We start from the raw sequence: 24,912 nt of genomic DNA, 5'->3' as shown, positions 1-24,912 counted from the left end.
CCGGTGCGTACACCATCAATTTGCGGTGAGACATCCGACGCTTTCCCGGCTAAAGCCAGTCCTACAGGGGCGCGCGGTGAGTTTGGTAGGACCGGCTTCAGCCGGGAAGGGGCTGGAGCGTTCACCATTGATTTTGCAGCGAGACATCTGACGCCTTCCCGGCTAAAGCCGGTCCCACTAGGTGCATTGCGATCAGCCTGTACTGCTTGGCAATTTTCTGGCCAAAGCCAGTCCTGCATGTGAACGAACCCGTCTCAACCAATGCACAGATTTAGATGGTGTCATCGAGCTATCAGTCGCTATCCTGTGGCGCTTCTTCTGTTCCGCCAAAAGAGTAAATGCAAGTGCGTTGCCCGCTGACCCCTTCGACCGATAAAGCGGTCGCTCGCAGAATTGCGAAGCCGTCCCACGTTCCCACGGCGGCCCGTGCCCGCCATCAGTGCCAAGGCGGTGTCCCATGCGTCTTGTGCTGATCGCTCTGTTCTCCCTGTTGCCGATGTTCGCCAGCGCCGTCGATTTCGATGAGAACACCCGCCGCCTGGCATTGGGCCGCGACACCCAGGTGTTCGAAGACCCCACCGGCGATGCGAGCATCCAGCAAGTCGCTTCACCCGAGGGCGCCGCACGCTTCCAACAGCTTGCCGGTCCGTCGCTCAACGCCGGGTACTCGCGCTCGGCATTCTGGTTGAAGGTGCGTCTGACCTATCGTCCGGCCAACCCACTGGCATCTGCCGACTGGTTGCTGGAACTGGCCTACCCGCCGATGGACCATGTCGATCTCTACCTCGGCGACGGCGATGCGCGCCCCCGTCTGGCTTGGCAGACCGGCGACATGCTGCCGTTTTCCAGCCGGCAGATTAAGCAGAACAACTACGTATTCGATCTCAACCTGAACGCCCACGAGACCAAGACCGTTTACCTGCGCGTCGCCAGTCACGGCTCGGTGCAGGCGCCGCTCAATCTGTGGGCCAGTCACGCCTATATAGAAGAGCAGCCGTCGCGCCTGTACATACTCGGCATGATTTACGGCGTGCTGGCAGTGATGCTGGTCTACAACCTGTTCATCTACCTCAGCGTGCGCGACACCGCGTACCTGCATTACATCCTCTACATCACCTTTTTCGGCCTGTATCAGGTGTCGGTCAACGGCGCGGCGATCGAGTATTTCTGGCCGGACAACCCGTGGTGGGCCAACACCTCAACCACCTTCCTCATCGCTGCGGCGATTCTGTTTGCCAGCCAGTTCACCCGCAGATTCCTGCAGACACCACGCCTGGGTCGCTGGCTGGACGTACCGCTGTTAGTGATGATGGTCTGCGCCGCGGTGATCATGGCGCTCGCGTTGAGCATGGATTACGGCGTTGCGCTGCGCCTGGTCACCGGGCTGGTGTTGCTGTTCACGCCGGTCGTGCTGCTGATCGGGCTGGCGGCGTGGTTCAAGGGGCGGCGGGTCGCGCGGTATTTCATCATCGGCTGGTCGGCGTTCCTGATCGGCGGGGTGGTCAACGCGACCATGCTCCTCGGGCATCTGCCCAACAACTTCTGGACCATGTACGCCAGCCAGATCGGTTCAGTGATCGAGGTGGCGTTACTGTCACTGGCGCTGGCCGACCGCATCAATGCCATGCGCGAGCGCGAGGCGCAGATCATGACGGAATCGCAGCAGGGGCTTGAAACGCTCAATCAGCAATTGGCGGTGAGTAACCGATTGAAGGATGAGTTTCTGGCCACGCTGACCCATGAACTGCGCACGCCCATGAACGGCGTGATCGGTTCGCTGGAGTTGATGCAGATGGACGTGGCCGAGAGCGAGATCGAGCTGTATCGCCAGACTGCCGCCGACTCGGCGCAAAACATGATGGGCATCGTCAACGGCATCCTCACGCTGACCGAACTGCAAGCCGGACGAATCACCGTGCGCAACGAGCCGTTCAGCCTGCGTCATGTGCTGTTTCAGCTTCGCAGTGGCTTCGAGCCGCTGGCCCGTAGCAAGGCGTTGGCGCTGAGTGTGGAGCTGGACGAGACGCTGCCGGACAGCCTCGACGGTGACGGCGTCAAGTTGCGTCAGTGCCTTGAATGCCTGCTAGACAACGCGATCAAGTTCACCAAAACCGGTTCGATCAAGATCCGCGTCAACGGCCAGAGAGCAGACGCCGGGTACGTGCGGCTGGTGATCGACGTCATCGACACCGGCATCGGCTTCAGCCGTCTTGATGAAGAAACGCTGTACGCCAACTTCTTCCAGGTGGACGGATCAACGACGCGGGAATACGGCGGGCTGGGCATCGGCCTGGCGATTTGCCGACAGTTGATTGAATTGCAGGGCGGGCGCCTGAGCCATCAATCCGAGCCGGGCAATGGCAGCCAGTTCCGCTTGAGCCTTGACGTGCAGATAGCAACGCAATCGGTGTAGGAGCGCGCTTGCCCGCGAATTGCGGTGTGCCTGTGACGGATATACCAATCGACCCACCGCGTTCGCGGGCAAGGTGGAGCGCCACCCCGGTCGCTCCTACAGATATTTTCATACGCCGGACATCCCGCGCCTGACATAGATCGGTGTAGGAGTGAGCTTGCTCGCGATTGTGGTGTGTCTGTGACGGATATGCCAATCGACCCCCCGCGTTCGCGGGGCAAGGTGGAGCGCCACCCCGGTCGCTCCTACAGTTGATCCGCGTTCGTTCAGGCGTAGCTCAGTCCCTACAGGGCTAATACAAGGCAAAACCGCCGTGATTTCGTCTTCTATGGCGCTGTCGCTGGGGCGGGGTGCGTGATTCACTAGGTCAGCCGCACCACCGCCGCGTGGTGCCCGGACCGGAGTCGCCTCATGGACCAGCGCATCAATCTGCATCAATTCGCCGAGACCCACGAGGTCACCAATCAGCCGCCTTCACTGGACGGCACCAACCTGTACCGCATCGATCTGCCGCTGCAAGAGTGGTCGCAGCGCTTCGGCGCGGGCTGGGCGCAGGACAGAATCGACGCCTATGGCGCGCTGGCCGGTGGCCCGTTGATGGAAGCGGGTTTCCTCGCCAATCAGAACAAGCCGGTGTTCGCCAGCCATGATCGCTATGGCCATCGCATCGATCTGGTGGAGTTTCATCCTGCGTATCACCAGTTGATGCAAACGGCGATCGAGCACGGCATCCCCTCGCTGCCGTGGACCGATCCCCGGGAAGGCGCCCATGTCGCACGCGCGGCGATGAGCTATTTGCACACCCAGGCCGAAGCGGGCAGCGGCTGTCCGCTGACCATGACCTTCGCCAGCGTGCCCGCCCTGCGTCTTCAAGCGGATCTGGCCGAGACCTGGCTGCCGAAGATCCTCGCCACCCGCTACGACCCGCGCAACGTCGGCATCGCCCACAAGGCCGGCGCCACCATCGGCATGGCCATGACCGAGAAACAGGGTGGCACCGACGTGCGCGCGAACACCACGCGGGCCTATCCGGTCGGCCAGCCCGGTCCCGGTCAGGCGTATGAACTGGTCGGGCACAAATGGTTTTGTTCGGCGCCCATGTGCGACGCCTTTCTCACCCTGGCGCAGACCGACAAAGGCCTGACCTGTTTCCTGCTGCCGCGCCATCGCCCGGATGACACCCGCAACGAGTTCTACATACAGCGGCTGAAGGACAAACTGGGCAACTGGTCCAACGCGTCCAGTGAAGTGGAATTCCGAGGCGCCCTGGCCTGGATGGTGGGCGAGGAGGGGCGCGGCGTGCCGACCATTATCGAAATGGTGGCGATGACCCGATTCGACTGCATGACCGGTTCCAGCGCGCTGATGCGTCAGGCCCTGACCCAGGCCGCTCACCATTGCGCCCATCGTACCGTCAGCGGCCGCTTGCTCAGCGAGCAGCCGCTCATGCAAAACGTGCTCGCCGATCTGGCGCTGGAAAGCGAAGCATCCCTCGCACTGACCTTGCGCATGGGACGCTCGCTGGAGCGCCTGGATGACGGCCACGAAGCGCGTTTCGCACGACTCGTAACGGCGGTGGGCAAGTACTGGATCTGCAAGCGCGCGCCGGCAATGATCAACGAAGCGGCGGAATGCATGGGCGGCGCAGGGTATGTGGAGGACACGATTCTGCCGCGTCTTTACCGTGAGGCGCCGGTCAATTCGACGTGGGAGGGTTCCGGGAACGTGCAGTGCCTGGACGTGCTGCGCGCGCTGTCCAAAGAGCCCGGCGTGCTGGATGCGCTTTTTGATGAGCTTGGTGACGGTCATGGCGACAAGCGTCTGGCCGCGCATATTCATGGCTTGAAGGACGCGTTTCAGGACACCGGCGACATCCAGTACCGCGCCCGACAACTCACCGAAGACATCGCCGTAGGGCTGCAAGCGAAATTGCTGCTGGAAGCGGGCAATGCAGTGGTCAGCGACGGCTTTATTGCCGGACGCCTGGAACGGCCGGGGCGCGTCTACGGCGCCTTGCCGCGCGGGGTGGATGTTCAGGCGCTGGTCGCGCGGTCATCGACGCAAATCGGGTGATCTGTGTGTGCGCTGCCTGCGAATGGGCTGTGTCAGGCATACATTCGGTGAATGCCACATTTTTCGCGGGCAAGCGCGCTCCCACACGGGATATCCGGAGCGGGCCTCTCTGACACAACTCGTGCCTTCGTCATCTGTTGCAGGCAAGATGTGCGCTTGCAAGATCAGAAGGATATGCATCGTGACCGAAGCTTTCATTGTCGTAGAAACTGCCGAACAAGCCGTTGACCGGCTCGCTGAGCTGCACGCACGGGCAACCACCGCCTTGAGCCAGGCGCTTAAGCGCTACCTGAAAGACCGCGTCGAACCAGATGCCGCCGAGCGTCTGACGTTCCGCTACCCCGAGCTGCGCCTGACCTACCACTGCCAGGGCGAAGTGCCGCTGACCACGCGCGCCTACGCCAAGGTTCAGCTGCCCGGCACCTACAGCGTCACCGTCACCCACCCGGCGGCCTTCCGTAAATACCTGCTCGAACAGCTTGTGCCGCTGATGAACGACTTCACCGTGACGGTGGAAGTGGGCGTCAGCGAGCAGAACATTCCGTATCCGTACGTGGTCGAGCAGGGCGATGAACTGGCCGGCACCGGCGTCACCGCCGCGACCCTGGCCCGCGTCTTCCCGAGCACCGATTTGTCGGCCGCCACCGATGGCATCGCTGACGGTCTATACGACTGGGCCAACACCGATCCGCTGCCGCTCGCCTTGTTCGACGCCGCCCGGGTGGATTTCTCGCTGCGCCGTCTGGTGCATTACACCGGCAGCGACTGGCGCCATGTTCAGCCGTGGATCCTGCTGACCAACTACCACCGCTACGTCGACCAGTTCATCGTGCATGGCCTGGAAAAACTGCGCGATGACCCGCGCTTCGTGAAGATGGTTTTGCCGGGCAACGTGATCGTCGACAAGAGCATGGATTATGGCGAAGCCCAGGCCATCGTCTCCGGCGTGGTCTGGCACCGTTACCAGATGCCGGCGTATCACCTGATCGCCGAAGACGGCCATGGCGTCACATTGGTCAACATCGGCGTCGGCCCGTCCAACGCCAAGAACATCACCGACCACCTGGCCGTCCTGCGTCCGCATTGCTGGCTGATGATTGGTCACTGCGGCGGCCTGCGTCAGTCGCAGACCATCGGCGACTATGTGCTCGCCCACGCCTACATGCGTCGTGACGGCATTCTTGATCGCGTGCTGCCGCCGAACATCCCGATCCCGGCGCTGGCCGAGGTGCAACTGGCGTTGCAGGAATCAGCCGCTCAGGTCACCGGCGAACGCGGCGACGATCTGAAGAAGCGTCTGCGCACCGGTACGGTCCTGACCTACGACGATCGCAACTGGGAACTGCGCTGGGCCCAGGAGCGGCCGCTGATCAACCTGTCCCGCGCCGTGGCGGTGGACATGGAGAGCGGCACCATTGCGGCGCAAGGTTATCGCCTGCGGGTGCCTTACGGAACCTTGCTCTGCGTGTCGGACAAACCGCTGCACAGCGAGATCAAGCTGCCGGGCTCGGCCAACGCGTTTTATGAGCGTGCCGTCACGCAGCATCTGAAGATCGGCATCGCCGCGCTGGACCTGATGCGCACGCAGCTCAACTCGCTGCATTCGCGCAAACTGCGCAGCTTCGACGAGCCGCCGTTCCGTTAAGGCGCTAGGCGTTCAACGAAAGGGCCACTAAAGTGGCCCTTTCTGTTTAGTGGTCCTTTCCGTTCCCGTCATTTTTTCCGGTTTCCCATGCCCCGCAACCAATGTCCCGATTCCCGCCGTCCTTCGCCTGATCGCACGGGCGCCGCCCGGCGTGTCGCCAAAGCGCCGCCCGCCGAACCTCGGCTGATTCTGTTCAACAAACCCTTCGACGTGCTGACTCAGTTCAGTGATGGCGAAGGTCGCGCGACGCTCAAGGATTTCATCGACATCCCCGGCATCTACCCGGCCGGCCGCCTGGACCGCGACAGCGAAGGCTTGCTGTTGCTGACTAACGACGGCCAACTGCAAGCGCGCATCGCCGACCCCAAGCACAAGCTGGCGAAAACCTATTGGGTGCAGGTGGAGGGCGAGCCGACGCAAGAGCAACTGCAGAAGCTGCGTAATGGCGTTGAGCTCAACGATGGCCCGACCCTGCCTGCACAGGCCCGACAACTGGACGAACCGGAACTGTGGCCACGCAACCCGCCGGTGCGGTTTCGCAAAAGCGTGCCGACAAGCTGGCTGGAGCTGGTGATCAAGGAAGGCCGAAACCGCCAGGTGCGCAGGATGACCGCGGCGGTCGGGCTGCCGACGTTGCGACTGGTCCGCGTGCGGATTGGCGACTGGAGCCTTGAAGGGCTGGATCAGGGGCAGTGGCGTGAAGTGCCGGCGAAGCTCTGACAGTCTTGATGACCGGCGCGAGATGCCTGGCCTGCACGTATCAACTGTAGGAGCGCGCTTGCCCGCGAACGCGTCGGGTCAGACGACATCAATGCAGCGGGTACGACGCCTTCGTCCGGATGCAGCCCAGACCAAGCGCGCTCCTGCACAAGCCGTTCGGGGTTGTGGCGAAATCACCCACGCTGCTCCAGGTAGGCGATCACCACGCTCTTGATCACAAACGCCAGAATTCCCAGGCCCAGAACGCTGAACAGGAGAATGGTGCCGAAGCGCCCGGCTCTGGATTTCTTCGCCAGATCCCAGACGATGAAGCCCATGAACCCGACCAGCGCCGTGATCAATAGGGTCATCATCCATTCTTCAAACAGTGCAGGATGCATGGATTACTCCTGTCGTACGCGGTTCAGCCGCGCAAATGCACCAGCGGCAATTCAGTGCTCGCCAGTACCTGATTGAGCACGAAGCTGGAGCGCACGCTGGTCACGCCGTCGATGCGGGTCAGATGGCCAAGCAGAAATTTCTGATAGTGATCCATGTCCGGTACGACAACTTTCAACTGATAGTCGGCGTCGATACCGGTCACCAGGCTGCATTCCAGAACCTGCGGCAGGTTACGGATGTGCTGCTCGAAATTCTCGAAGCGGTCGGGCGTGTGGCGATCCATGCCGATCAACACGTAGGCTGTCAGGCTCAGGCCCAGCTTCTTGCGGTCCAGCAGCGCGACCTGGCCCACGATATAACCATCGTCTTCGAGCTGTTTGACACGACGCGAGCAGGGTGAAGGCGACAGGCCAATGCGCTCGGCCAGCTCCTGATTGGAAATGCGCGCGTCCTTTTGCAGTTCGGCCAAAATACTCAAGTCATATCTGTCGAGCTTGCTCACGATAAGCGCCTTTATTGAATGGATTGCGCAGGATTATTCATCTGAAGTGAATTATTGCGCAAGTGGTGTTTTCATCAGCAACATTCGCAATCCTCTGTCGTCCGCCAAAGCCTATTCTTTTAACCAGAATCACTGCCCGGACACAGCGTCCAGCGCGGCCCGCCGAATCAGGCCAGCCGCGGCCTCCAGCCCGACAGGGTTGAGCAGGCCACCGGGCTACGCACTGTCCAGAAGACGATGCGAGGTGAGCCGGCGTCAAAAGCGTCGAGCCAGGACGAAGTATTCCAGAGAGGGCCATTGAGCCCTCTTTTTTTGCGCCTGAATTTCCGCCTGGGCCGAAACGCACGCTTCTACAGTTTCATCCGCCACGCTGATAGAGTGCGGCGAACGGCGCACCCGACACGCAGTCCTATCAACAGGTATCCGCGCCGCAGTGAGGAAAGCATGAACACGCGCATCTGGCGTTTGGCAGGTGTCAGTCTCTTGGCCATGAGCATCAGTGCTCAGGTGTGGGCCGACGACAACAACAATCAGCAGCAACAGCAGCGTAACGAGCAGCAGCACCAACAGCAGCAACAGCAGCAGCAGCGTGGGTTCGAGATGCAGCGCCAGCAGCAGGAGAACCAGCGCGGCTTTAGCGACAACCAGCAGCGTCAGCAACAGCAACAACAGCAACAACAGCAACAACGCCAGCAACAGCAGAATCAGCAACAACAGCAGCGCCAGCAGGAACAGGTGCAGCAACAGCGCCAGATTCAGCAGAACCAGCAAGAGCGCGCCAATCAGCAGCGCCAGCAGCAGGACCGCGAACGCAATCAACAGCGTGATGACCAGCGCCAACAGCAGCAACGCCAGCAACAGCAGGATCAGCAGCGACGCCAGCAAGAGCAGCAGCAACAGCAGCGTCAGTTGCAGGATCGACAGGGCGGTTTGCCTATTCAGGGTCGGCCGGACACGGTGGTTCAGACCCAGCAGCCTCGTCAGGGCTTCTATCGCGACCAGCCGCAAGACAACCGCTGGCGCGGCGGCGATCATCGTCCCGACAACGGTAACTGGCAGGCCGGGCGCCCCGGTGGTCATGGCGACGGCTGGGGATCCGGTCCGCGCTATCGCCCGGGCTACCAGATCGATCGCATGCCGGGCGGGTATTCCCGCGTGCCTTATCGCGGTGGCGATTATTTCTACTCAGGCGGTTACTGGTATCGTCCGCAAGGTCCGCGTTATGTGGTCGTCGAGCCCCCAAGAGGCGTGCGCGTTCGCTACCTGCCCGACTACGCGCAACAGGTCTGGCTCGGCAGCGCCTTGTTCTTCGTTGCCGCCGGCACCTATTACACCTACGAGCAGAGCACCCAGGAATACGTAGTCGCCGAGCCTCCGCAGAACGTCGAGCCGGTGTACTCGCCGCAGCAGCCGCAGCCCGTACAGCAGGCAGCGAACCCTTACGACGTCGTCGCCTATCCGCCTGAAGGCAAGCCACAACAGGAAATCGAACAGGATCGCTACGATTGCTACCGCTACGCCGTGCAGCAAAGCAATTTCGACCCGGCGGGCGCGGCGTATCAGCCGGCACCGGAAGTGCTGGGTGTGTACCGTCAGGCGATGGCCAGTTGTTATGCAGGGCGGGGGTATAGCGTTCAGCAGTGAGTGCGCGGGAGACAAAATAATGCTGGCTGACGCGCATCCTGTAGGAGCGCGCTTGCCCGCGAAGGCGTTTGAACTGCGACAACTGTATCGCCTGATTAACCGGTTTCGCGGGCAAGCGCGCTCCTACAGTGGCCCGAGTCCGCCAGCACATGCGCGAGGTTTTTAAGTGGGACCGGCTTTAGCCGGGAAGAGGCCGGTATGTGCACCTCAGATTTGCGGTGTGATGCCTGACGTCTTCCCGGCTGAAGCCGGTCCCACAGGACCGGCTGCGTTGGCTTGATACGGCTTCAATTCAAAACCGGTCCATCCCCGCGACCCACCACTTCCTGCGGATCCGCGTGAACCAGCACTTCCGCCTTGGGGAATTCGTCCTGAATCGCCGCTTCCACCCGCTCGCATAAATCGTGAGCCACCGACAGCGTCAGCGTCCCCGGCAACTCCAGGTGCAACTGCACAAACCAGTGATTGCCCGAAATCCGCGTGCGCAGGTCGTGGGCGCCCAGTACGCCCGGCACGCCCTCGGCCAGTTCAAGCATTTTTGCGCTGACATCCACAGGCAGTTCAGCGTCCATCAGCACTGAAACCGTCTCCCGGGCAATGGAAATGGCGCTCCACAAAATGTAGAACGCGATCGCCAGACCAAAATAAGCGTCTAGCTGGAAGTAGCCGAAATAGGCCAGGCCCAGCGCCACCATGATGCTGAAGTTGAGCAGCAGGTCAGAGCGGTAATGCAGGGAATCCGCGCGTATCGCCGCTGACCCCGTCGCTTTCACCACTCGGTGCTGCAACATCAGCAATGCGATCGTCAGTCCAATCGACAACACCATCACCAACAGACCCAAACCCGGATCGCCGAGGGGTTGCGGGTGTTGAATGCGGTCGACCGCCTGAAAGCCGATCAAGAAGGCACTCACCGCAATGAACAACGCTTGTGCCATGCCCGACAGCGCTTCAGCCTTGCCGTGGCCGTAGCGATGATCGTCATCAGCCGGGCGCAACGCGTAATGCACGGCCAGCAGATTGAGGAATGAGGCGGCGCCATCGAGCAGCGAATCCGTAAGCCCGGCCAGCAGACTCACTGACCCGCTGAGCCACCACGCAATCGCTTTGGCAACGATCAGAATGCTCGCCACGGCAAGCGAGGCGCGGGTCGCCAGACGCAATAAGCGGGCGTGTTCGGGGCTGGTGCTCATGGCGCTTCCTTTAAATCACACATCTCAAGCGGACGGTACAAGACCCAGTGCGGCGAGCTGCTGCACGCTGCCTTTGTGCTGGATCAGGCGAGGATCATCCAACGGCAACGTGCGGCCGAGCTCGGTCTGGATGATGGCTTGCAGCTTGAGGTTGTCGACCGTGCCGTCAGTGCGCACTGCAGGTTCAAGTTTCTGCGGATCGATCTGCGCCTGATTGCCGCTTGGCAGGTAGATCGCGCCAGTGGCGAAGTCCACGCCAAACGCGATCACGCCGGGGATGATGTAGAACAGCAGGCCAATGGCGTCAAGCACGATGATGGCCGGGTCCATTCGACCGCTGCCCTGAATCTGGCCGCGACGGTCCGGGTAGAAAATACTGCCGCACGCAGTGAGTTGCGTCAGCAGCGTGGCAACCAGTACACCGCCAATCAAACGGGAAGGAATGCGCATGGGGATCTCCTCATAAGAAGTCGCAACTATACAAGGCAAATGCCTAATCAATAAGAGTATCCGTGGAGGAAGACAGTTCGTTGAGGGGATAAGCAAAAGCCGCATCGGCTCGCCGTATAATCGTCGCCCTGTTTCTGGAGGTCACATGAATTCTTTGCCCATCGATGCCGTTCTGCCCGCCTTGCGCCAGGCCCTTGCCGACCGGGACGAGGCCGTGCTCGAAGCGCCGCCGGGCGCGGGCAAGACCACCCGCGTGCCGCTGGCGCTTTTGGGGGAGTCGTGGCTGGCGGGGCAAACGATCCTTATGCTTGAGCCACGGCGTCTGGCGGCCAGGGCGGCGGCTGAGCGGCTGGCGTCGGAGTTGGGGGAGGGCGTCGGCGAGACGGTGGGTTATCGGATTCGCCTGGACAGCAAGGTCGGCCCCAACACCCGGATCGAAGTGGTCACCGAAGGCATTCTCACCCGGCGCTTGCAGGAAGACCCTTCGCTGGACGGTGTTGGGCTGCTGATCTTCGATGAGTTTCATGAAAGAAGCCTCGACGCGGATCTTGCGCTGGCCCTGAGTCTTAACGGTCGCGCGCTGTTTCGTGACGAGCAGCCGCTGAAGATTTTGCTGATGTCGGCGACGCTCGAGGGCGCGCGGCTGTCGAGCTTGCTCAATGATGCGCCGGTCATCAGCAGTGAAGGGCGCATGTTCCCGGTGTCGATGCAGTGGGGGCGGCCGTTTCAGCCGGGGGAGTTCATCGAGCCGCGCGTCGTGCAGACCGTGCTCGACGCGCTGGGCAACGAGTCCGGCAGCGTGCTGGTTTTTCTGCCGGGGCAGGCTGAAATCCGTAGGGTGAATCAGCAGTTGGCCAATGCCATTGGCGATCGCGCCGACGTGCTGCTGTGCCCGCTGCATGGCGAGCTCGACCTGAGCGCCCAGCGCGCGGCAATCGAACCCGCGCCCAAGGGCAAACGCAAAGTCGTGCTGGCCACCAACATTGCCGAGACCAGCCTGACCATTGATGGCGTGCGGGTGGTCATCGACGCGGGGCTGGCGCGGGTGCCGCGTTTCGATCCCGGCAGCGGCATGACGCGCCTCGACACGCAGCGCATTTCCCGGGCCAGTGCCACGCAGCGAGCGGGACGGGCCGGGCGGCTTGAGCCGGGCGTGTGTTACCGGTTGTGGTCCGAGGCTCAGCACGATCAATTGGCGGCGTACGGCGCGGCGGAAATTCTTCAGGCCGACCTTGCCGGCCTGGCGCTGCAATTGGCGCGCTGGGGTGTCGAACCGGCGCAACTGACCTGGCTGGACCTGCCGCCTGCCGCCGCTTATGCCCAAGCGCAAGACCTGCTGGCGCGGCTGGGCGCTCTGACGCGCAAGCCGGGTGAAGACTGGAAACTCACGCCTCACGGTCAGTCGATGGCGGAGCTGCCCGCGCATCCGCGCATCGCCCATTTGTTGCTGCGCGGTCATGAACTGGGTCTGGGCCCGCTGGCATGCGACGTCGCAGCGTTGCTGGGCGAACGCGATATTCTGCGCGGCGCCGGTGCCGATCTGCACAGCCGGCTCACGTTGCTGGCTGGCGCAGAACGCGCAGCGAAAGGCGCGCAGGGCGGCGTGCAGCGAGCGCGGCAATTGTCGCGGCAATATCGCGGGTATCTGAGAGGTGCAGCCCGGAAACCGATCGCCGATCCTGATCACCCGCGCTGGCTCGGCGCGCTGCTGGCGCTGGCCTATCCGGATCGCGTCGCTCAACAACGACGCGCTGGCGGCGCGGAGTATCGACTCGCCAACGGCCGCGCTGCCCTTTTCTCCGAGCCTGACGCGTTGATGAAACAGCCGTGGCTTGTGGTGGCCGACCTGGGCAGCCGCCACGGCCAGCGCGAAGAGCGTATTTATCTGGCCGCCGAGTTCGATCCTGACCTGTTCGACTCGGTGCTCGCCGAACAGGTGACGCAGTTCGATCAACTGGATTGGGACGAGCGCGAGGGCGTGTTCCGCGCCGAACGTCAGCGCAAGGCCGGGGAGCTGATCATCAGCCGCGAGCCGCTCACCGGGCTGGACGATTCAGCAAGGGGTCAGGCGCTCTTGGCGCTGGTGCGGCGCAAGGGACTGGAGCTGCTGCCATGGACACCGGAACTGCGCCAGTGGCAGGCGCGAGTCGGTATGTTGCGTCAGATGGATCTGCAAAAGCTGAGCGAAAGCGAGTGGCCGGATGTGAGCAACGGTGCGTTGCTGGCGACGCTGGAGCACTGGCTGCTGCCGTACCTGGGCAAGGTCACCCGATTGAGCCATTTCAGCAATCTGGACCTGTCATCGATCCTGCACAACTTGCTGCCGTGGCCCTTGCCGCAGCGGCTCGACGAACTGGCGCCACACCACCTGACCGTCCCGTCGGGGTCATCGGTGCGCCTGGATTACAGCGAGTCCCCGCCCATTCTGGCGGTGCGCCTGCAGGAACTCTTCGGCCTGGCCGACACCCCGCGCATCGCCAATGGCCGGCAGGTCGTCAAACTGCACCTCCTGTCCCCCGCACGCCGCCCGGTGCAAGTCACCCAAGACCTCGCCAACTTCTGGCGCAGCACCTATGCCGAGGTGAAGAAGGATTTGAAGGGGCGGTATCCGAAGCACTATTGGCCAGACGATCCGTTGATCGCCGAGCCGACTGCGCGGGTGAAGCCGAGGAAATGATGGGCGGGTTTGCATCGTAATTGTAGGAGCGCGTTTGCCCGCGAATGGCCGGTGCATTCAACGCATTTGTGTCGCTCTTAGCTCAGCTTTCGCGGGCAAGCGCGCTCCTACGGCCTTCGGCCAGAATCAAAAACCTATCCACCCTTCACTGGCACCAAAAATTGCGCAATCACCGGCATGTGGTCAGAAATCAGCAACGTATCCGCCTGCCTCACCCGCGCCTCAACTCGCTTCAGCTTTGGGCTGTAGAACAGAAAATCCTGCGTCCGGTCCGGGCCGCTGATGCTGGGGTCGTTGGGGAAGCGGGTGTACCACTTGCGACGATCCTCACCGGTCACGTCTTCATTGCTCGGGATCATCGGGAAGCTTTCCCACAAACCCTGAAGCTCGCTCTCCGCCGAATACGGTGCGCGCTGTTGGGCGGGCAGCCGCTGATATTGCCCCTGCGGTAGCAGATTGAAGTCGCCACCACTTATCCACAGCGTGCCGTTCTGCTCGAAGGTTTGTTGCAATTGACGAACCGCCGCGACTTGCCGCCCTTGTACGTCGCCCCCCGGCTCAGCATCGCTCAAGTGCGTATTGGTCACTGCCAGCTGTCGGCCATCGCTCAGCGGCAGGTAGCTGACCAGTAGCGCAGGCTGGGGTTGAAACAGGCGGCTGATGAAATGGCCGGACGGCGAGGGCAGGTGCAGGCGTTCGGCGCTGTCCAGTTGGTAGCGGCTCAGCGTCGCCAGTTTGCGGCCGACGCTGCCGAAGATGTGGCGATCCGGCACGAAGTCGGACTTCCAGTAGAACGCCTCGCTGCTGCAGGGGTAAAGGTCGGCGACGCGCGCCTGTAGCAAGGCGAGTTGATTGCCGTAGTCGGTGTTCTTCGCGCCGTCGTCGACTTCCTGCAGCAAGACGATGTCCGGCTGCTCGTCGCGAATGACCCGCGCCACTTCATCGAGGTTGTACGCCAGGTCTTCCGGGGTCGGGCGCTCGTCAGGGCCGCTGCCGTCGGGCAGGTCGTACCAGAAGACATAGCGCTTGCCGGCCAGGTACTGAATGTTCCAGGTCATCACTTTGAGCGTCTGACCAGGCGCGAATACCGGTGGCTTTTCGTCCTTCGCGTTGCAGGATACCGCCACCTTCTCGTGTCGGGCGGGATGCCAGGTCACGTCATAAAGCAGTATCACGACCAGCCCGGCACATACTGCGAGGTAAAGCAGATACCGCGTCGGACGTGCCATCTTCTCAGACCGACCGCGCAGGTGGATCGATGAGCATGAACAACCGGAACATCATCACGCTGATAAGTAGCTGCAAGAAGCTGGAAACACTGTCCACCACAATCGACAGCATCGGGCTTTGCTGGTCTGGCAGCACGTAATAACTGAGCGCCTCAAGCAGCGACAGCGGAATATAGATGCACAGCACGCAGACGAAAATCCGCACCACGTGGCCCTGGGTCATTCTGAAGCTTTCGCGCATCGCCTCCAGCGGCCCCATCCCGCGCAACACCAGCAGGTATTCCGACAGCTGCAGTTTGATCATCACCCACACGCCCGGCAGGATGAACAGCGACATGCCGGCCATGATCAGTAGCACGCTCAGCGCGGTCAGCACCGCGAAGGTGGGCCACATGCGCAACGCAGCGGCCCACAGATTGGATTTAACGGGCTCTTCGCCTCGGGTTTTGGCGTCCATAAAAAGGATCAGCGCGCCGGTGTAGAGCGGATAGAAAAGCAGCCCGACTAACAGTTGCACGGTCCCGGTGCTTTGCCCCAAGCCGATGAGTTGTTTGGTCAGGGCCTCCAGCACCACCAGTGGCAGGCACAGCGTAAGAATGCTGCCGAAGTTGCGTCGGAAGAAGTACAGCGAGTCTTGCAGAATGGTCAGCGGATTCATGAACGGATCACAGGGATAAGCAGGCCGACACTGTAACGTAGAGCCGCAGAACCGGCCAACCGGCGGCGGCAGACCGGCCTTCTTAACTTTTTTTACATCCTATTGAAACGCCCTTGAACAGCCCCATTACTGAACGTGTCCGAGCAATGGCTCAGAACAGAATTCCTACGGCAATCTAACGAGGTCGCCATGAACAGCGAAGAACAAACCCTGATCGACGGCTTGTTTGGCAAGCTCAAACAAGCAGAAACCGAATCGGCCCCCCGTGATGCGCAGGCCGAAGCGCTGATCAAGGAGCACCTGACTCGCCAGCCCGCCGCGCCTTATTACATGGCGCAATCGATCCTGGTGCAGGAAGTCGCGATCAAGCAGCTGGAGGTCCAGAACCGTCAGCGCGACGAGCAGATTCAACAACTGCGGGCTGAACTGGAGCGGACCAAATCCGCCGCGCCTGCCCAGTCCGGCAGTGGCGGTGGGTTTCTGTCGAACATCTTCGGCGGCGGTTCGCGCGAGCCACAGGCTCAACAGCCGGCTTCGTCGTTCTCCCGTCCTTCGAACCCGCAGCCTTCATCGGGCGGTTGGCGTGAAAGCGGTCCTGCAAACCCGCCGCCTTACAACGCGCCGCAGCAGAACTATGCTCAGCCACAGCAAAACTATGCCCAACCGCAACAGGCACCGGCTGCGCCAGTCGGCAGTGGTTTCCTCGGCGGCGCATTGAAAACCGCAGCGGGCGTGGCCGGTGGCGTGATGCTCGCGGAAGGCATCAGCAGCCTGTTTCACCACAATAGCCAACCGCAGGAAATCGTCGAGATTATTCAGGAACAGCCGGCCCAGCCTGCCGCCGAACATGATCAAAGTGGCAGCGGCGGTTGGGGTGATGACCAGCAGCGCGTGACGGGGAATGACAGTACCGGCAATGAAAGCTGGGGCAGTGATTCCAATGGCTTCGCCGATACCGATTACGGCAGCGACACCGGTGGCGGCATGTTTGACGACGACGATTCGTTTGTCTGATATCGCAAGTACAAGCCTCACCCCATTGTAGGAGCGCGCTTGCCCGCGAAGACGTTGGTACACACGATACATCTCTATCGTCTGAACGAGTTTTCGCGGGCAAGCGCGCTCCTACACCGTTGTGTGATGGGTCGCGACTGCGGTGTGTCAGGAATACAGACCGCGTCCCGCAATCACCGCCTAAACCCAACCCTTCAATCCCTTCCCCAAACTGGCATACTGAGCGCCGGTCCGGTCTTCGGGCCCTTGTCGCTTGTCAGCGCATCGAGGAATTTGGGTGAGAAGAATCGCGGTCTTTGCCGACGTACAAAATCTGTATTACACAGTGCGTCAGGCTCACGGTTGTCACTTCAATTACGCCGCTCTGTGGGCTGACATCAGCCAGCGCGGGCAGATCGTCGAGGCGTATGCGTATGCCATCGACCGTGGCGACAGCAAGCAGCAGCAATTCCAGCAGATCCTGCGCAACCTCGGTTTCACCGTCAAACTCAAACCCTACATCCAGCGCAGCGACGGCTCGGCCAAAGGCGACTGGGACGTGGGCATCACCATCGACATCATGGACGTTGCGCCGAATGTCGATGAAGTCGTGCTGGCGTCCGGCGATGGCGATTTTGACCTGTTGCTGGAACGCATCATCAGCAAGCATGGCGTCGAAGCGATTGCCTATGGCGTGCCGGGGTTGACCGCCAATTCGTTGATCCGCGCGGCCAGTCGTTATGTGCCCATCGAGGGCGGGTTGCTGCTCAAGACCTGATGCCAGTAGCGCGCTGATCAGGCCACGCAATATTGCTCATTACCACGCACCACCCCGCTATTTCTGAAGGCCACTCCATGCAAGAACGCATCGCCGTCATCGACTTTGAAACCACCGGCATTTCCCCCAGCAGCCACTGCCGCGCCACGGAAATTGCCGTAGTGATCGTGGAGCAGGGCGTTATCGTCGAGCGCTATCAAAGCCTGATGAACGCCGGCGTGCGCATCCCGTCTTTCATCGAGTCCCTGACCGGCATCAGCAACAGCATGCTGCGCACGGCGCCCCCGGCTGAACGCGTCATGAACGAAGTCGCCGAGTTCGTCGGCCTGACGCCGCTGGTGGCGCACAACGCCTCGTTCGACCAGAAGTTCTGGGACTTCGAGCTGTCGCGCATCAAGCGCAACCGCGTGCAAAGCTTCGCCTGCTCGATGCTGCTGGCGCGACGTCTGCTGCCGCACGCGCCGAACCACAAACTAGGCACCCTCACCAGTTGGGCCGGCTTGCCCCACACCGGCAAGGCTCACCGGGCCATGGCCGACGCGGAAATGGCCGCCAACCTTACGCTGCATCTGGGCCATCACCTGCGCGACACCCACGGCGTGGCCGGCGTCTCTCACCAATTGCTGTGCACATTGCAGAAGGTCCCGGCGAAGAAGATTGCTGATGCCATTAGCAAACACCGGGGGCTCGCGGCGTGTCAGTAGGACCGGCTTCAGCCGGGAAGAGGCCAGTCTGTGCGCCATCACTTTTGCAGTGCGGCAACAGACGCCTTCCTGGCTAAAGCCGGTCCTACGGGTGGACGGCGTTGTTTCAGTAGGACCGGCTTCGGCCGGGAAGAGGCCAGTCTGTGCAACATCACTTTTGCAGTGTGGCAACCGACGCCTTCCCGGCTAAAGCCGGTCCTACGGGTGTACGCCGTTGTTTCAGTAGGACCGGCTTCAGCCGGGAAGAGGCCAGTCTGTGCAACATCACTTTTGCAGTGTGGCAACCGACACCTTCCCGGCTAAAGCCGGTCCTACGGGTGGACGCGTTGTTTCAGTAGGACCGGCTAGAGTAGCTCCCACATCGCCGCTTCAGCGCGTGAAGAAAGTGTACGGGTCGAATAAACCTCATTTGTAACTGACGACCGCAGCCCTGACATTTCTAGAATCAATCCCACAATAAACGACTGTACTAGAGCCTTTCATGCCTGCCGCCCGCCGTTTCCCCCTGCTGCTCATCGGAGCCTTTTTCGCGCTTTATGTGATCTGGGGCTCAACCTATCTGGCCATCCGCATCGGTATCGAAACCTGGCCTCCGCTCATGATGGCCGGGGTGCGCTTCACCATCGCCGGCTCCATCCTGTTTGCCTTCATGCGCTTTCGTGGCGCGCCGATGCCCACCTGGAAACAGTGGAAATCCGCAGGGATGATCGGCTTCCTGCTGCTCGCCTGCGGCAATGGCGGCGTCACTCTGGCGGAACACGCTGGCGTTGCCTCCGGTGTCGCAGCGTTGGCGGTGGCCGTGGTGCCATTGTTCACCTTGCTGTTCGGCCTGATCTGGGGCCATCGCAATACCGGGCTGGAATGGGCCGGCATCCTGCTCGGCCTTGTCGGTATCTCGTTGCTCAACCTCGGCTCGAATTTGCAGGCCAGTCCCATGGGCGCCGCGCTGGTGATCTTCGCCGCCGCGACTTGGGCGTTCGGTTCGGTGTGGAGCCGCTACCTGCCATTGCCCGCCGGACCGATGGCCAGCGCCTGCGAAATGCTGGTAGCCGGCGCGGTGCTGCTGCTCGGCAGCTTCCTGAGCGGCGAACGCATGACCCAATCCCCCGGCCTGTCCGGCTGGCTGGTGATGGCGTATCTGGTGGTGTTCGGCTCCATCGTCGCGTTCAGCTCCTACATGTACCTGCTGAAGAGCGTGCGGCCCGCCGCCGCGACCAGCTATTGCTACGTCAACCCGGCGGTGGCGGTGTTGCTGGGCGTATTGTTCGCTGGCGAACACATCGGCTGGGCGGAAGGTGCAGCGATGGCGGTGATCATCAGCGCCGTCGTGCTCATCGGCCTGCCGCAGTGGCGCAAGCAGAAACCGTTGCAGAAAGGGTAAACTGCGCGCCATTGTCTTCTACAGACTCTTGTGCGCTGACCTTTTTCCAACGGTACTGAAATGACATTCGCCTCCCTCGGCCTGATCGAACCCCTGCTGCGCGCCCTCGAAACACTGGGCTACCAGACTCCCACCCCCGTTCAGGCCCAGGCGATTCCGCCCGTGCTCGAAGGCCGCGACCTCATGGCCGCCGCCCAGACCGGCACCGGCAAGACCGCAGGTTTCGCGCTGCCATTGCTGCAACGCCTGACCATGGAAGGCCCGAAAGTCGCCGCCAACTCCGTGCGCGCGCTGGTGCTGGTGCCGACCCGCGAACTGGCCGAGCAGGTTCACGAAGCCATCGCCCAATACGCCGAGCACTTACCGCTGACCACCTACGCGGCTTACGGCGGCGTCAGCATCAACCCGCAGATGATGAAGCTGCGCCGAGGCGTTGACGTGCTGGTCGCCACGCCTGGCCGTTTGCTCGACCTGTACCGCCAGAACGCCGTGAAGTTCTCCCAGCTGCAGACCCTGATACTCGACGAAGCCGATCGCATGCTCGATCTTGGCTTCTCCGAAGAGCTGCGCGACATCTACGCCGCACTGCCCAAGCGCCGGCAAACGTTGCTGTTCTCCGCCACCTTCTCCGATGCGATCCGCGCGCTGGCCGGGCAGATGCTCGACAACCCGCTGACCATCGAAGCCAGCCCGCGCAACGTGGCGGCCTCGTCGGTGAAGCAGTGGATTGTCACCGTCGACAAGAAGCGCAAAAGCGAGCTGTTCATTCATCTGCTCAAGAAGCATCGCTGGGGTCAGGTGCTGGTGTTCGCGAAAACCCGCGTCGGCGTCGACCAGTTGGTGGATCGGCTGCAAGGCCTGAGCCTCAACGCAGACGGCATTCACGGCGACAAACCCCAGGCCACTCGCCAGCGCGCGCTGGATCGCTTCAAGAGCGGTGACGTGCAGATCCTCGTCGCGACCGACGTTGCTGCTCGCGGTCTGGACATCGACGACCTGCCGACCGTGGTCAACCTTGACCTGCCGATCGTTGCCGAGGACTACATCCATCGCATTGGTCGAACGGGCCGCGCGGGCCAAACCGGTGAAGCGATCTCCCTGGTGTGCGCCGACGAAGTCGACCTGCTCAGCGCCATCGAAATGCTCACCCGCCAAACCCTGCAGCGCCGCGAAGAGCCTGACTTCATCCCGGAACACCGCGTGCCGGCCACCGACGCGACTGGGCAGGTTCTGAAGAAACCGAAAAAACCCAAGAAACCGAAAAGCGGTGGTGGGGGCGGCAAACGCAATCTGGGCAAGTGGGTCGATAGTGGGGAAGCGGCGGCAGAAGTGCCGGCCATCAAGCCAGTGCGCAAAGTACCGGTGTTTAACACTGGGCCGCGCAAGCGCAAGCCGTAATGGCTTTTAATACCCTTTAGTAATAATGGACGTTGGCGCTAAAATGCGGTCTGTTCATTTCGTTGATCGTCGGCACCTATGTTCAGACGTATCCGACAGTCAATTCGCACAAGAGGCTGACCATTCTCTGTCAACCTCGCTTTCCATGGACCCGGCAGCGTGCAAAGTTGCCAACAATCAGGGTATGAAATTCGCGTGAAGATCTTAGTTACTGGCGGCGCAGGCTTCATCGGCTCAGCAGTCGTACGGCACATCATTGCCAACACCACCGATTCGGTCGTCAACGTTGATAAGTTGACTTACGCGGGTAACCTCGAGTCGCTGCAGACAGTTGACCAGAACGATCGTTATGCCTTCGAGCACGTCGACATCTGCAACCGCGAAGACCTTGATCGCGTGTTCCGCGAACATCAACCTGACACTGTGATGCACTTGGCGGCCGAGTCCCATGTAGACCGCTCCATCAGCGGGCCGTCCGAGTTCATACAGACCAACATCATCGGCACTTACGTGTTGCTTGAAGCTGCACGCGGTTATTGGTCAGCGTTGGACCAGGCCCGGAAGGCGGCCTTCCGTTTTCACCATATATCGACTGACGAAGTGTACGGCGACCTCCACGGGCCGGAAGACCTCTTCACAGAAACTACCCCTTACCAGCCAAGCTCCCCGTACTCGGCCAGCAAGGCAAGCTCCGACCACCTCGTTCGCGCCTGGGCCCGTACTTACGGCTTGCCGACACTGGTCACAAACTGCTCGAACAACTACGGACCATTCCACTTCCCTGAAAAGCTGATCCCTCTGGTCATCCTCAATGCACTGGAAGGCAAACCGCTGCCGATCTATGGCAAAGGCGACCAGATCCGCGACTGGCTGTTCGTTGAAGATCACGCCCGTGCGTTGTACAAAGTCGTCACCGAAGGCGAGGTAGGGGAGACCTACAACATTGGCGGCCACAACGAGAAGCAGAACATCGAAGTCGTCCGCACCGTGTGTGCATTGCTTGACGAGATGCGTCCTGATTCAGCGTTTCGCCCTCACGTCGAACTGCTGACCTACGTTCAAGACCGTCCTGGCCACGATCTGCGTTACGCGATCGATGCCAGCAAGATTCAGCGCGAGCTGGGCTGGGTGCCTGAAGAAACCTTCGAGTCCGGCATCCGCAAGACTGTGCAGTGGTACCTCGATAATCCTGAGTGGGTTGCGCACGTCAAAAGTGGCAGCTACCAGCAGTGGATCGACAAGAACTACGCTGCGCGCGATGACAAGGCATGAAGATTCTCCTGCTCGGTAAGAACGGCCAAGTCGGTTGGGAGCTGCAGCGCGCGTTGAGCGTGTTAGGTGAGGTCATTGCGCTTGATCGCCATCCGGCTGCCACTCCCTATGGCACGCTGGTTGGCGATTTGTCGGACCTCGCTGGTCTGCGCGAAGCCATTCGCAGCGTGTCGCCGCAGGTCATCGTCAATGCTGCTGCTTACACCGCAGTGGACAAAGCCGAAACCGAACAGGAGCTGGCACATACGATCAACGCATTGGCCAGCCAGGTGATGGCCGAGGAAGCAAAGCGCCTCGACGCGCTGCTGGTGCACTACTCGACCGACTACGTGTTCGACGGCAGCGGCATGGCACCCTGGAAGGAAACTGACGCAGTCGCGCCCGTTAACTACTACGGCGCCACCAAGCTGGAAGGCGAGCAGTTGATTGTCGCTTCGGGCTGCAAGCATCTGATATTCCGCACCAGCTGGGTGTATGCCGCGCGTGGCAATAACTTCGCAAAAGCCATGCTGCGTCTGGCAAAAGATCGGGCATCGCTTAACGTGATTGCTGATCAGATTGGCGTGCCGACAGGCGCCGATTTGCTGGCTGATGTGGCAGTCGCCGCGTTGCAGAAAGCGCTGGTGAATCCGGCGCTCTGTGGCATTTATCATCTGGCGCCCGCAGGCGAGACGTCCTGGCACGCCTACGCGAGCTACGTCATTGACTTCGCGCGTGCTAATGGTGAAATCCTGGCGGTCGAGAATATTGATCCAATTCCGACCACCGCATACCCGACACCCGCCAGCCGTCCGTTGAATTCCCGTCTTGCGACGGACAAGCTTCGCGACACCTTTTCTCTACACTTGCCGGACTGGCAAAGTGGCGTAACCCGCATGCTTATGGAAGCTCTTAACAAATGAACACGACCAATCGTAAAGGAATCATTCTGGCCGGCGGTTCGGGCACGCGTCTGCATCCGCTGACCCTGGGCGTTTCCAAGCAAATGCTGCCGATCTACGATAAACCGATGATTTTCTACCCGCTGTCGGTTTTGATGCTGGCAGGCATGCGTGAGATCCTGATCATCTCTACACCGGAAGATCTGCCCAGCTTCCGGAAACTGCTGGGTGACGGTAGCCAGTACGGCATCGAGCTGACCTACGCCGAGCAACCGAGCCCGGATGGTCTGGCCCAAGCCTTCATCATTGGCGAAGAGTTTATTGGTAAAGACCCTTGCTGCCTGATTCTGGGCGACAACATCTTCTACGGCCAACACTTCTCGGACAACCTGCGCGCTGCGGGCGAGCAGACTGAAGGCGCAACCGTGTTTGGCTACCACGTCAACGACCCGGAGCGTTTTGGTGTCGTCGAGTTCGACAAGGACGGCCGAGCACTGAGCATCGAAGAAAAACCCGCAGCGCCGAAATCAAGCTATGCGGTGACCGGTTTGTATTTCTACGACAACCAGGTTGTTGAGATTGCGAAGAGCATCAAACCGTCCGAGCGCGGCGAGCTTGAAATCACAGACGTGAACCGCGCCTACCTTGAGCAGAAGAGCCTGACGGTACAGATGCTGGGTCGCGGTTTCGCTTGGCTAGACACTGGCACCCACGAGTCGCTGCTAGAAGCCAGCCACTTCGTGCACACCATCGAACAGCGCCAAGGCTGGAAAGTGGCGTGCCTGGAAGAGATCGGGTACACCAACGGCTGGATCACCAAAGAACAGGTTGCATCCCAAGCCAATAAGCTGAAGAAAACCGGATACGGCCAATACCTGCAGAAGATGCTGGACCACGGCGTCGCTTGATAGACCTTTGACCAAACAGGCTGCCAACAGCATGTCTTTTGAATTACCTGAAGTCGCTGTGCTGTTGGCCGCCTACAACGGGATGTCGTGGATAGAGGAGCAACTGGCCTCGATCCTTGCGCAGACCAATGTCCACGTCAGCATCTACATCAGCATCGACCCCTCGGCCGATGGCACTGAAAGCTGGTGCGCCAACTACGCCCTAAGCCACCCGAACGTCACGTTACTTCCGCCTGCCGGGCCATTCAAAGGTGCCGCGCGTAACTTTTTCCGATTGATACGCGACGTAGACTTCAGCGCATACGACTTCGTGTCCTTCTCCGACCAGGACGACATCTGGTACCCCGACAAGCTTGAGCGTGCGATTGCAACACTGCGCTCGGACCATATCGATGGTTACTCCAGCAACGTCGTCGCGTTCTGGCCCAATGGCCGAAGAATGCTTGTCGACAAGGCCCAGCCCCAAGTGCAATGGGATTACCTCTTCGAAGCAGCGGGGCCGGGATGCACGTATGTGCTCAAGCCTGCGCTGGCATCAGGGTTCAAGAAGCTGATCGTGGATGAGTGGGAGAGGGTGCAGGGCGTAGCCTTGCATGACTGGTTTTGCTACGCCTATGCGCGGAGTCATGGGTTTAAGTGGTTTATTGATCCGGTGCCGGGGATGGATTATCGGCAACATGCGAATAATCATGTTGGGGTGAATTCTGGAATTAAATCCGGCATTTCAAGAATTCGTCGAATAGTCGACGGCTGGTGGTATGAGCAAATAGAGCTGACTCGCTCGCTGGCTTTAAAAGATGTGAAAAGACTTTCGGATGACTATTCGTTCATGCGTGTGAAATGGGGGCAGATCTTTCAAATGGCTCGCAGCTGTCGGCGAAAACGTCGTGATCAGCTCATTTTTCCCGCTCTCTATCTAGTGGCGAAGCTTCTCAGCTCCAGACTGAAGAAGCGTGCGGTATAGGTTACTTACAGTCTTAAGGCGCGAAGGCTCTGGAGCTGAGCAATTTCA

Annotated in this window: 22 protein-coding genes; 15 read left to right on the top strand and 7 right to left on the bottom strand. The window is 60.9% G+C overall.

Annotated features, from left to right (window positions below; genetic code table 11):
- Positions 1 to 457: 457 nt before the first annotated feature.
- The 4 genes from L4G42_RS20275 (at position 458) to L4G42_RS20260 (ending at position 6,851) form a co-directional block, all read left to right on the top strand.
- On the top strand, positions 458 to 2,413 hold the full coding sequence (locus L4G42_RS20275) for a sensor histidine kinase (RefSeq protein WP_419789392.1): 1,956 nt from the start codon (positions 458 to 460) through the stop codon (positions 2,411 to 2,413).
- Positions 2,414 to 2,836: 423 nt separating this feature from the next.
- Entirely contained in the window at positions 2,837 to 4,486 is a 1,650-nt protein-coding gene (locus tag L4G42_RS20270) for an acyl-CoA dehydrogenase family protein (RefSeq protein WP_237259898.1), read from the top strand.
- A gap of 148 nt (positions 4,487 to 4,634) precedes the next feature.
- On the top strand, positions 4,635 to 6,131 hold the full coding sequence (amn, locus tag L4G42_RS20265) for an AMP nucleosidase (RefSeq protein ID WP_237254938.1): 1,497 nt from the start codon (positions 4,635 to 4,637) through the stop codon (positions 6,129 to 6,131).
- 87 nt (positions 6,132 to 6,218) lie between these two features.
- Positions 6,219 to 6,851, top strand: a complete 633-nt coding sequence (locus L4G42_RS20260; RefSeq protein ID WP_237259852.1) for an rRNA large subunit pseudouridine synthase E — start codon at positions 6,219 to 6,221, stop codon at positions 6,849 to 6,851.
- 173 nt (positions 6,852 to 7,024) lie between these two features.
- Here the strand turns inward: L4G42_RS20260 and L4G42_RS20255 are convergent, their stop codons facing one another.
- The 3 genes from L4G42_RS20255 to L4G42_RS26150 all read right to left on the bottom strand — a co-directional run bounded on the left by L4G42_RS20255 (position 7,025) and on the right by L4G42_RS26150 (position 8,631).
- A complete protein-coding gene (locus L4G42_RS20255) occupies positions 7,025 to 7,231 on the bottom strand; it encodes a DUF2788 domain-containing protein (protein ID WP_237259853.1) in 207 nt (68 codons plus the stop codon).
- A gap of 23 nt (positions 7,232 to 7,254) precedes the next feature.
- The gene (locus L4G42_RS20250; RefSeq protein WP_074893299.1) at positions 7,255 to 7,734 is read right to left on the bottom strand and encodes an Lrp/AsnC family transcriptional regulator; all 480 of its coding nucleotides are present in this window, start codon (positions 7,732 to 7,734) and stop codon (positions 7,255 to 7,257) included.
- Between the two features lie 255 nt (positions 7,735 to 7,989).
- Positions 7,990 to 8,631, bottom strand: a complete 642-nt coding sequence (locus L4G42_RS26150) for a hypothetical protein (RefSeq protein WP_336886194.1) — start codon at positions 8,629 to 8,631, stop codon at positions 7,990 to 7,992.
- 12 nt (positions 8,632 to 8,643) lie between these two features.
- Here L4G42_RS26150 and L4G42_RS26145 point away from each other — a divergent pair, with 12 nt between their 5' ends.
- Positions 8,644 to 9,378: a DUF6515 family protein gene (locus L4G42_RS26145; protein ID WP_336885891.1), complete on the top strand. Its 735-nt coding sequence runs from the start codon at positions 8,644 to 8,646 to the stop codon at positions 9,376 to 9,378.
- A gap of 287 nt (positions 9,379 to 9,665) precedes the next feature.
- On the opposite strand, the gene L4G42_RS20240 is transcribed toward L4G42_RS26145, so the two are convergent.
- Both L4G42_RS20240 and L4G42_RS20235 read right to left on the bottom strand, forming a co-directional pair.
- Positions 9,666 to 10,571, bottom strand: a complete 906-nt coding sequence (locus L4G42_RS20240; RefSeq protein ID WP_237259855.1) for a cation diffusion facilitator family transporter — start codon at positions 10,569 to 10,571, stop codon at positions 9,666 to 9,668.
- Positions 10,572 to 10,595: 24 nt separating this feature from the next.
- Complete coding sequence (locus tag L4G42_RS20235) at positions 10,596 to 11,021, bottom strand: polyribonucleotide nucleotidyltransferase (protein WP_237254932.1); 426 nt, start codon at positions 11,019 to 11,021, stop codon at positions 10,596 to 10,598.
- A 145-nt stretch (positions 11,022 to 11,166) separates the two neighbouring features.
- On the opposite strand from L4G42_RS20235, the gene hrpB reads away from it, so the two are divergent.
- On the top strand, positions 11,167 to 13,698 hold the full coding sequence (gene hrpB, locus L4G42_RS20230; protein ID WP_237261152.1) for an ATP-dependent helicase HrpB: 2,532 nt from the start codon (positions 11,167 to 11,169) through the stop codon (positions 13,696 to 13,698).
- Between the two features lie 134 nt (positions 13,699 to 13,832).
- On the opposite strand, the gene L4G42_RS20225 is transcribed toward hrpB, so the two are convergent.
- Positions 13,833 to 14,927: an endonuclease/exonuclease/phosphatase family protein gene (locus tag L4G42_RS20225; RefSeq protein WP_237259857.1), complete on the bottom strand. Its 1,095-nt coding sequence runs from the start codon at positions 14,925 to 14,927 to the stop codon at positions 13,833 to 13,835.
- 4 nt (positions 14,928 to 14,931) lie between these two features.
- Positions 14,932 to 15,585, bottom strand: a complete 654-nt coding sequence (locus L4G42_RS20220; RefSeq protein WP_237259858.1) for a YciC family protein — start codon at positions 15,583 to 15,585, stop codon at positions 14,932 to 14,934.
- 189 nt (positions 15,586 to 15,774) lie between these two features.
- On the opposite strand from L4G42_RS20220, the gene L4G42_RS20215 reads away from it, so the two are divergent.
- From L4G42_RS20215 to L4G42_RS20175, 9 genes are all read left to right on the top strand, one after another.
- Positions 15,775 to 16,599, top strand: a complete 825-nt coding sequence (locus tag L4G42_RS20215; RefSeq protein ID WP_237259859.1) for a DUF2076 domain-containing protein — start codon at positions 15,775 to 15,777, stop codon at positions 16,597 to 16,599.
- A gap of 277 nt (positions 16,600 to 16,876) precedes the next feature.
- On the top strand, positions 16,877 to 17,356 hold the full coding sequence (locus L4G42_RS20210) for an NYN domain-containing protein (RefSeq protein ID WP_108121635.1): 480 nt from the start codon (positions 16,877 to 16,879) through the stop codon (positions 17,354 to 17,356).
- Positions 17,357 to 17,433: 77 nt separating this feature from the next.
- Positions 17,434 to 18,060 (top strand): 3'-5' exonuclease, encoded by a 627-nt coding sequence (locus L4G42_RS20205; RefSeq protein ID WP_237259860.1) that lies wholly within the window; start codon positions 17,434 to 17,436, stop codon positions 18,058 to 18,060.
- A 481-nt stretch (positions 18,061 to 18,541) separates the two neighbouring features.
- Entirely contained in the window at positions 18,542 to 19,441 is a 900-nt protein-coding gene (yedA, locus tag L4G42_RS20200; RefSeq protein WP_237259861.1) for a drug/metabolite exporter YedA, read from the top strand.
- A 60-nt stretch (positions 19,442 to 19,501) separates the two neighbouring features.
- Positions 19,502 to 20,839 carry an RNA helicase RhlE1 gene (locus L4G42_RS20195; RefSeq protein WP_237259862.1) on the top strand — a complete coding sequence of 446 codons (1,338 nt, stop codon included), beginning with the start codon at positions 19,502 to 19,504 and terminating at the stop codon, positions 20,837 to 20,839.
- Between the two features lie 195 nt (positions 20,840 to 21,034).
- A complete protein-coding gene (gene rfbB, locus L4G42_RS20190) occupies positions 21,035 to 22,111 on the top strand; it encodes a dTDP-glucose 4,6-dehydratase (protein WP_237254673.1) in 1,077 nt (358 codons plus the stop codon).
- Positions 22,108 to 23,013: a dTDP-4-dehydrorhamnose reductase gene (gene rfbD, locus L4G42_RS20185; protein ID WP_237254674.1), complete on the top strand. Its 906-nt coding sequence runs from the start codon at positions 22,108 to 22,110 to the stop codon at positions 23,011 to 23,013. Before rfbB ends, rfbD begins: the two co-directional genes overlap by 4 nt.
- Entirely contained in the window at positions 23,010 to 23,900 is an 891-nt protein-coding gene (gene rfbA, locus L4G42_RS20180) for a glucose-1-phosphate thymidylyltransferase RfbA (protein WP_237254675.1), read from the top strand. Before rfbD ends, rfbA begins: the two co-directional genes overlap by 4 nt.
- A 31-nt stretch (positions 23,901 to 23,931) precedes the next feature.
- Positions 23,932 to 24,864: a glycosyltransferase gene (locus L4G42_RS20175; protein WP_237261150.1), complete on the top strand. Its 933-nt coding sequence runs from the start codon at positions 23,932 to 23,934 to the stop codon at positions 24,862 to 24,864.
- Positions 24,865 to 24,912 lie beyond the last annotated feature (48 nt).

Origin of the sequence: Pseudomonas petrae (assembly GCF_021728295.1) — a bacterium.
GTDB classification, from domain to species: Bacteria; Pseudomonadota; Gammaproteobacteria; order Pseudomonadales; family Pseudomonadaceae; genus Aquipseudomonas; species Aquipseudomonas petrae.
The sequence above is the reverse complement of the archived record's forward strand: the minus strand, read 5'-3'. Positions and strand labels throughout refer to the sequence as shown.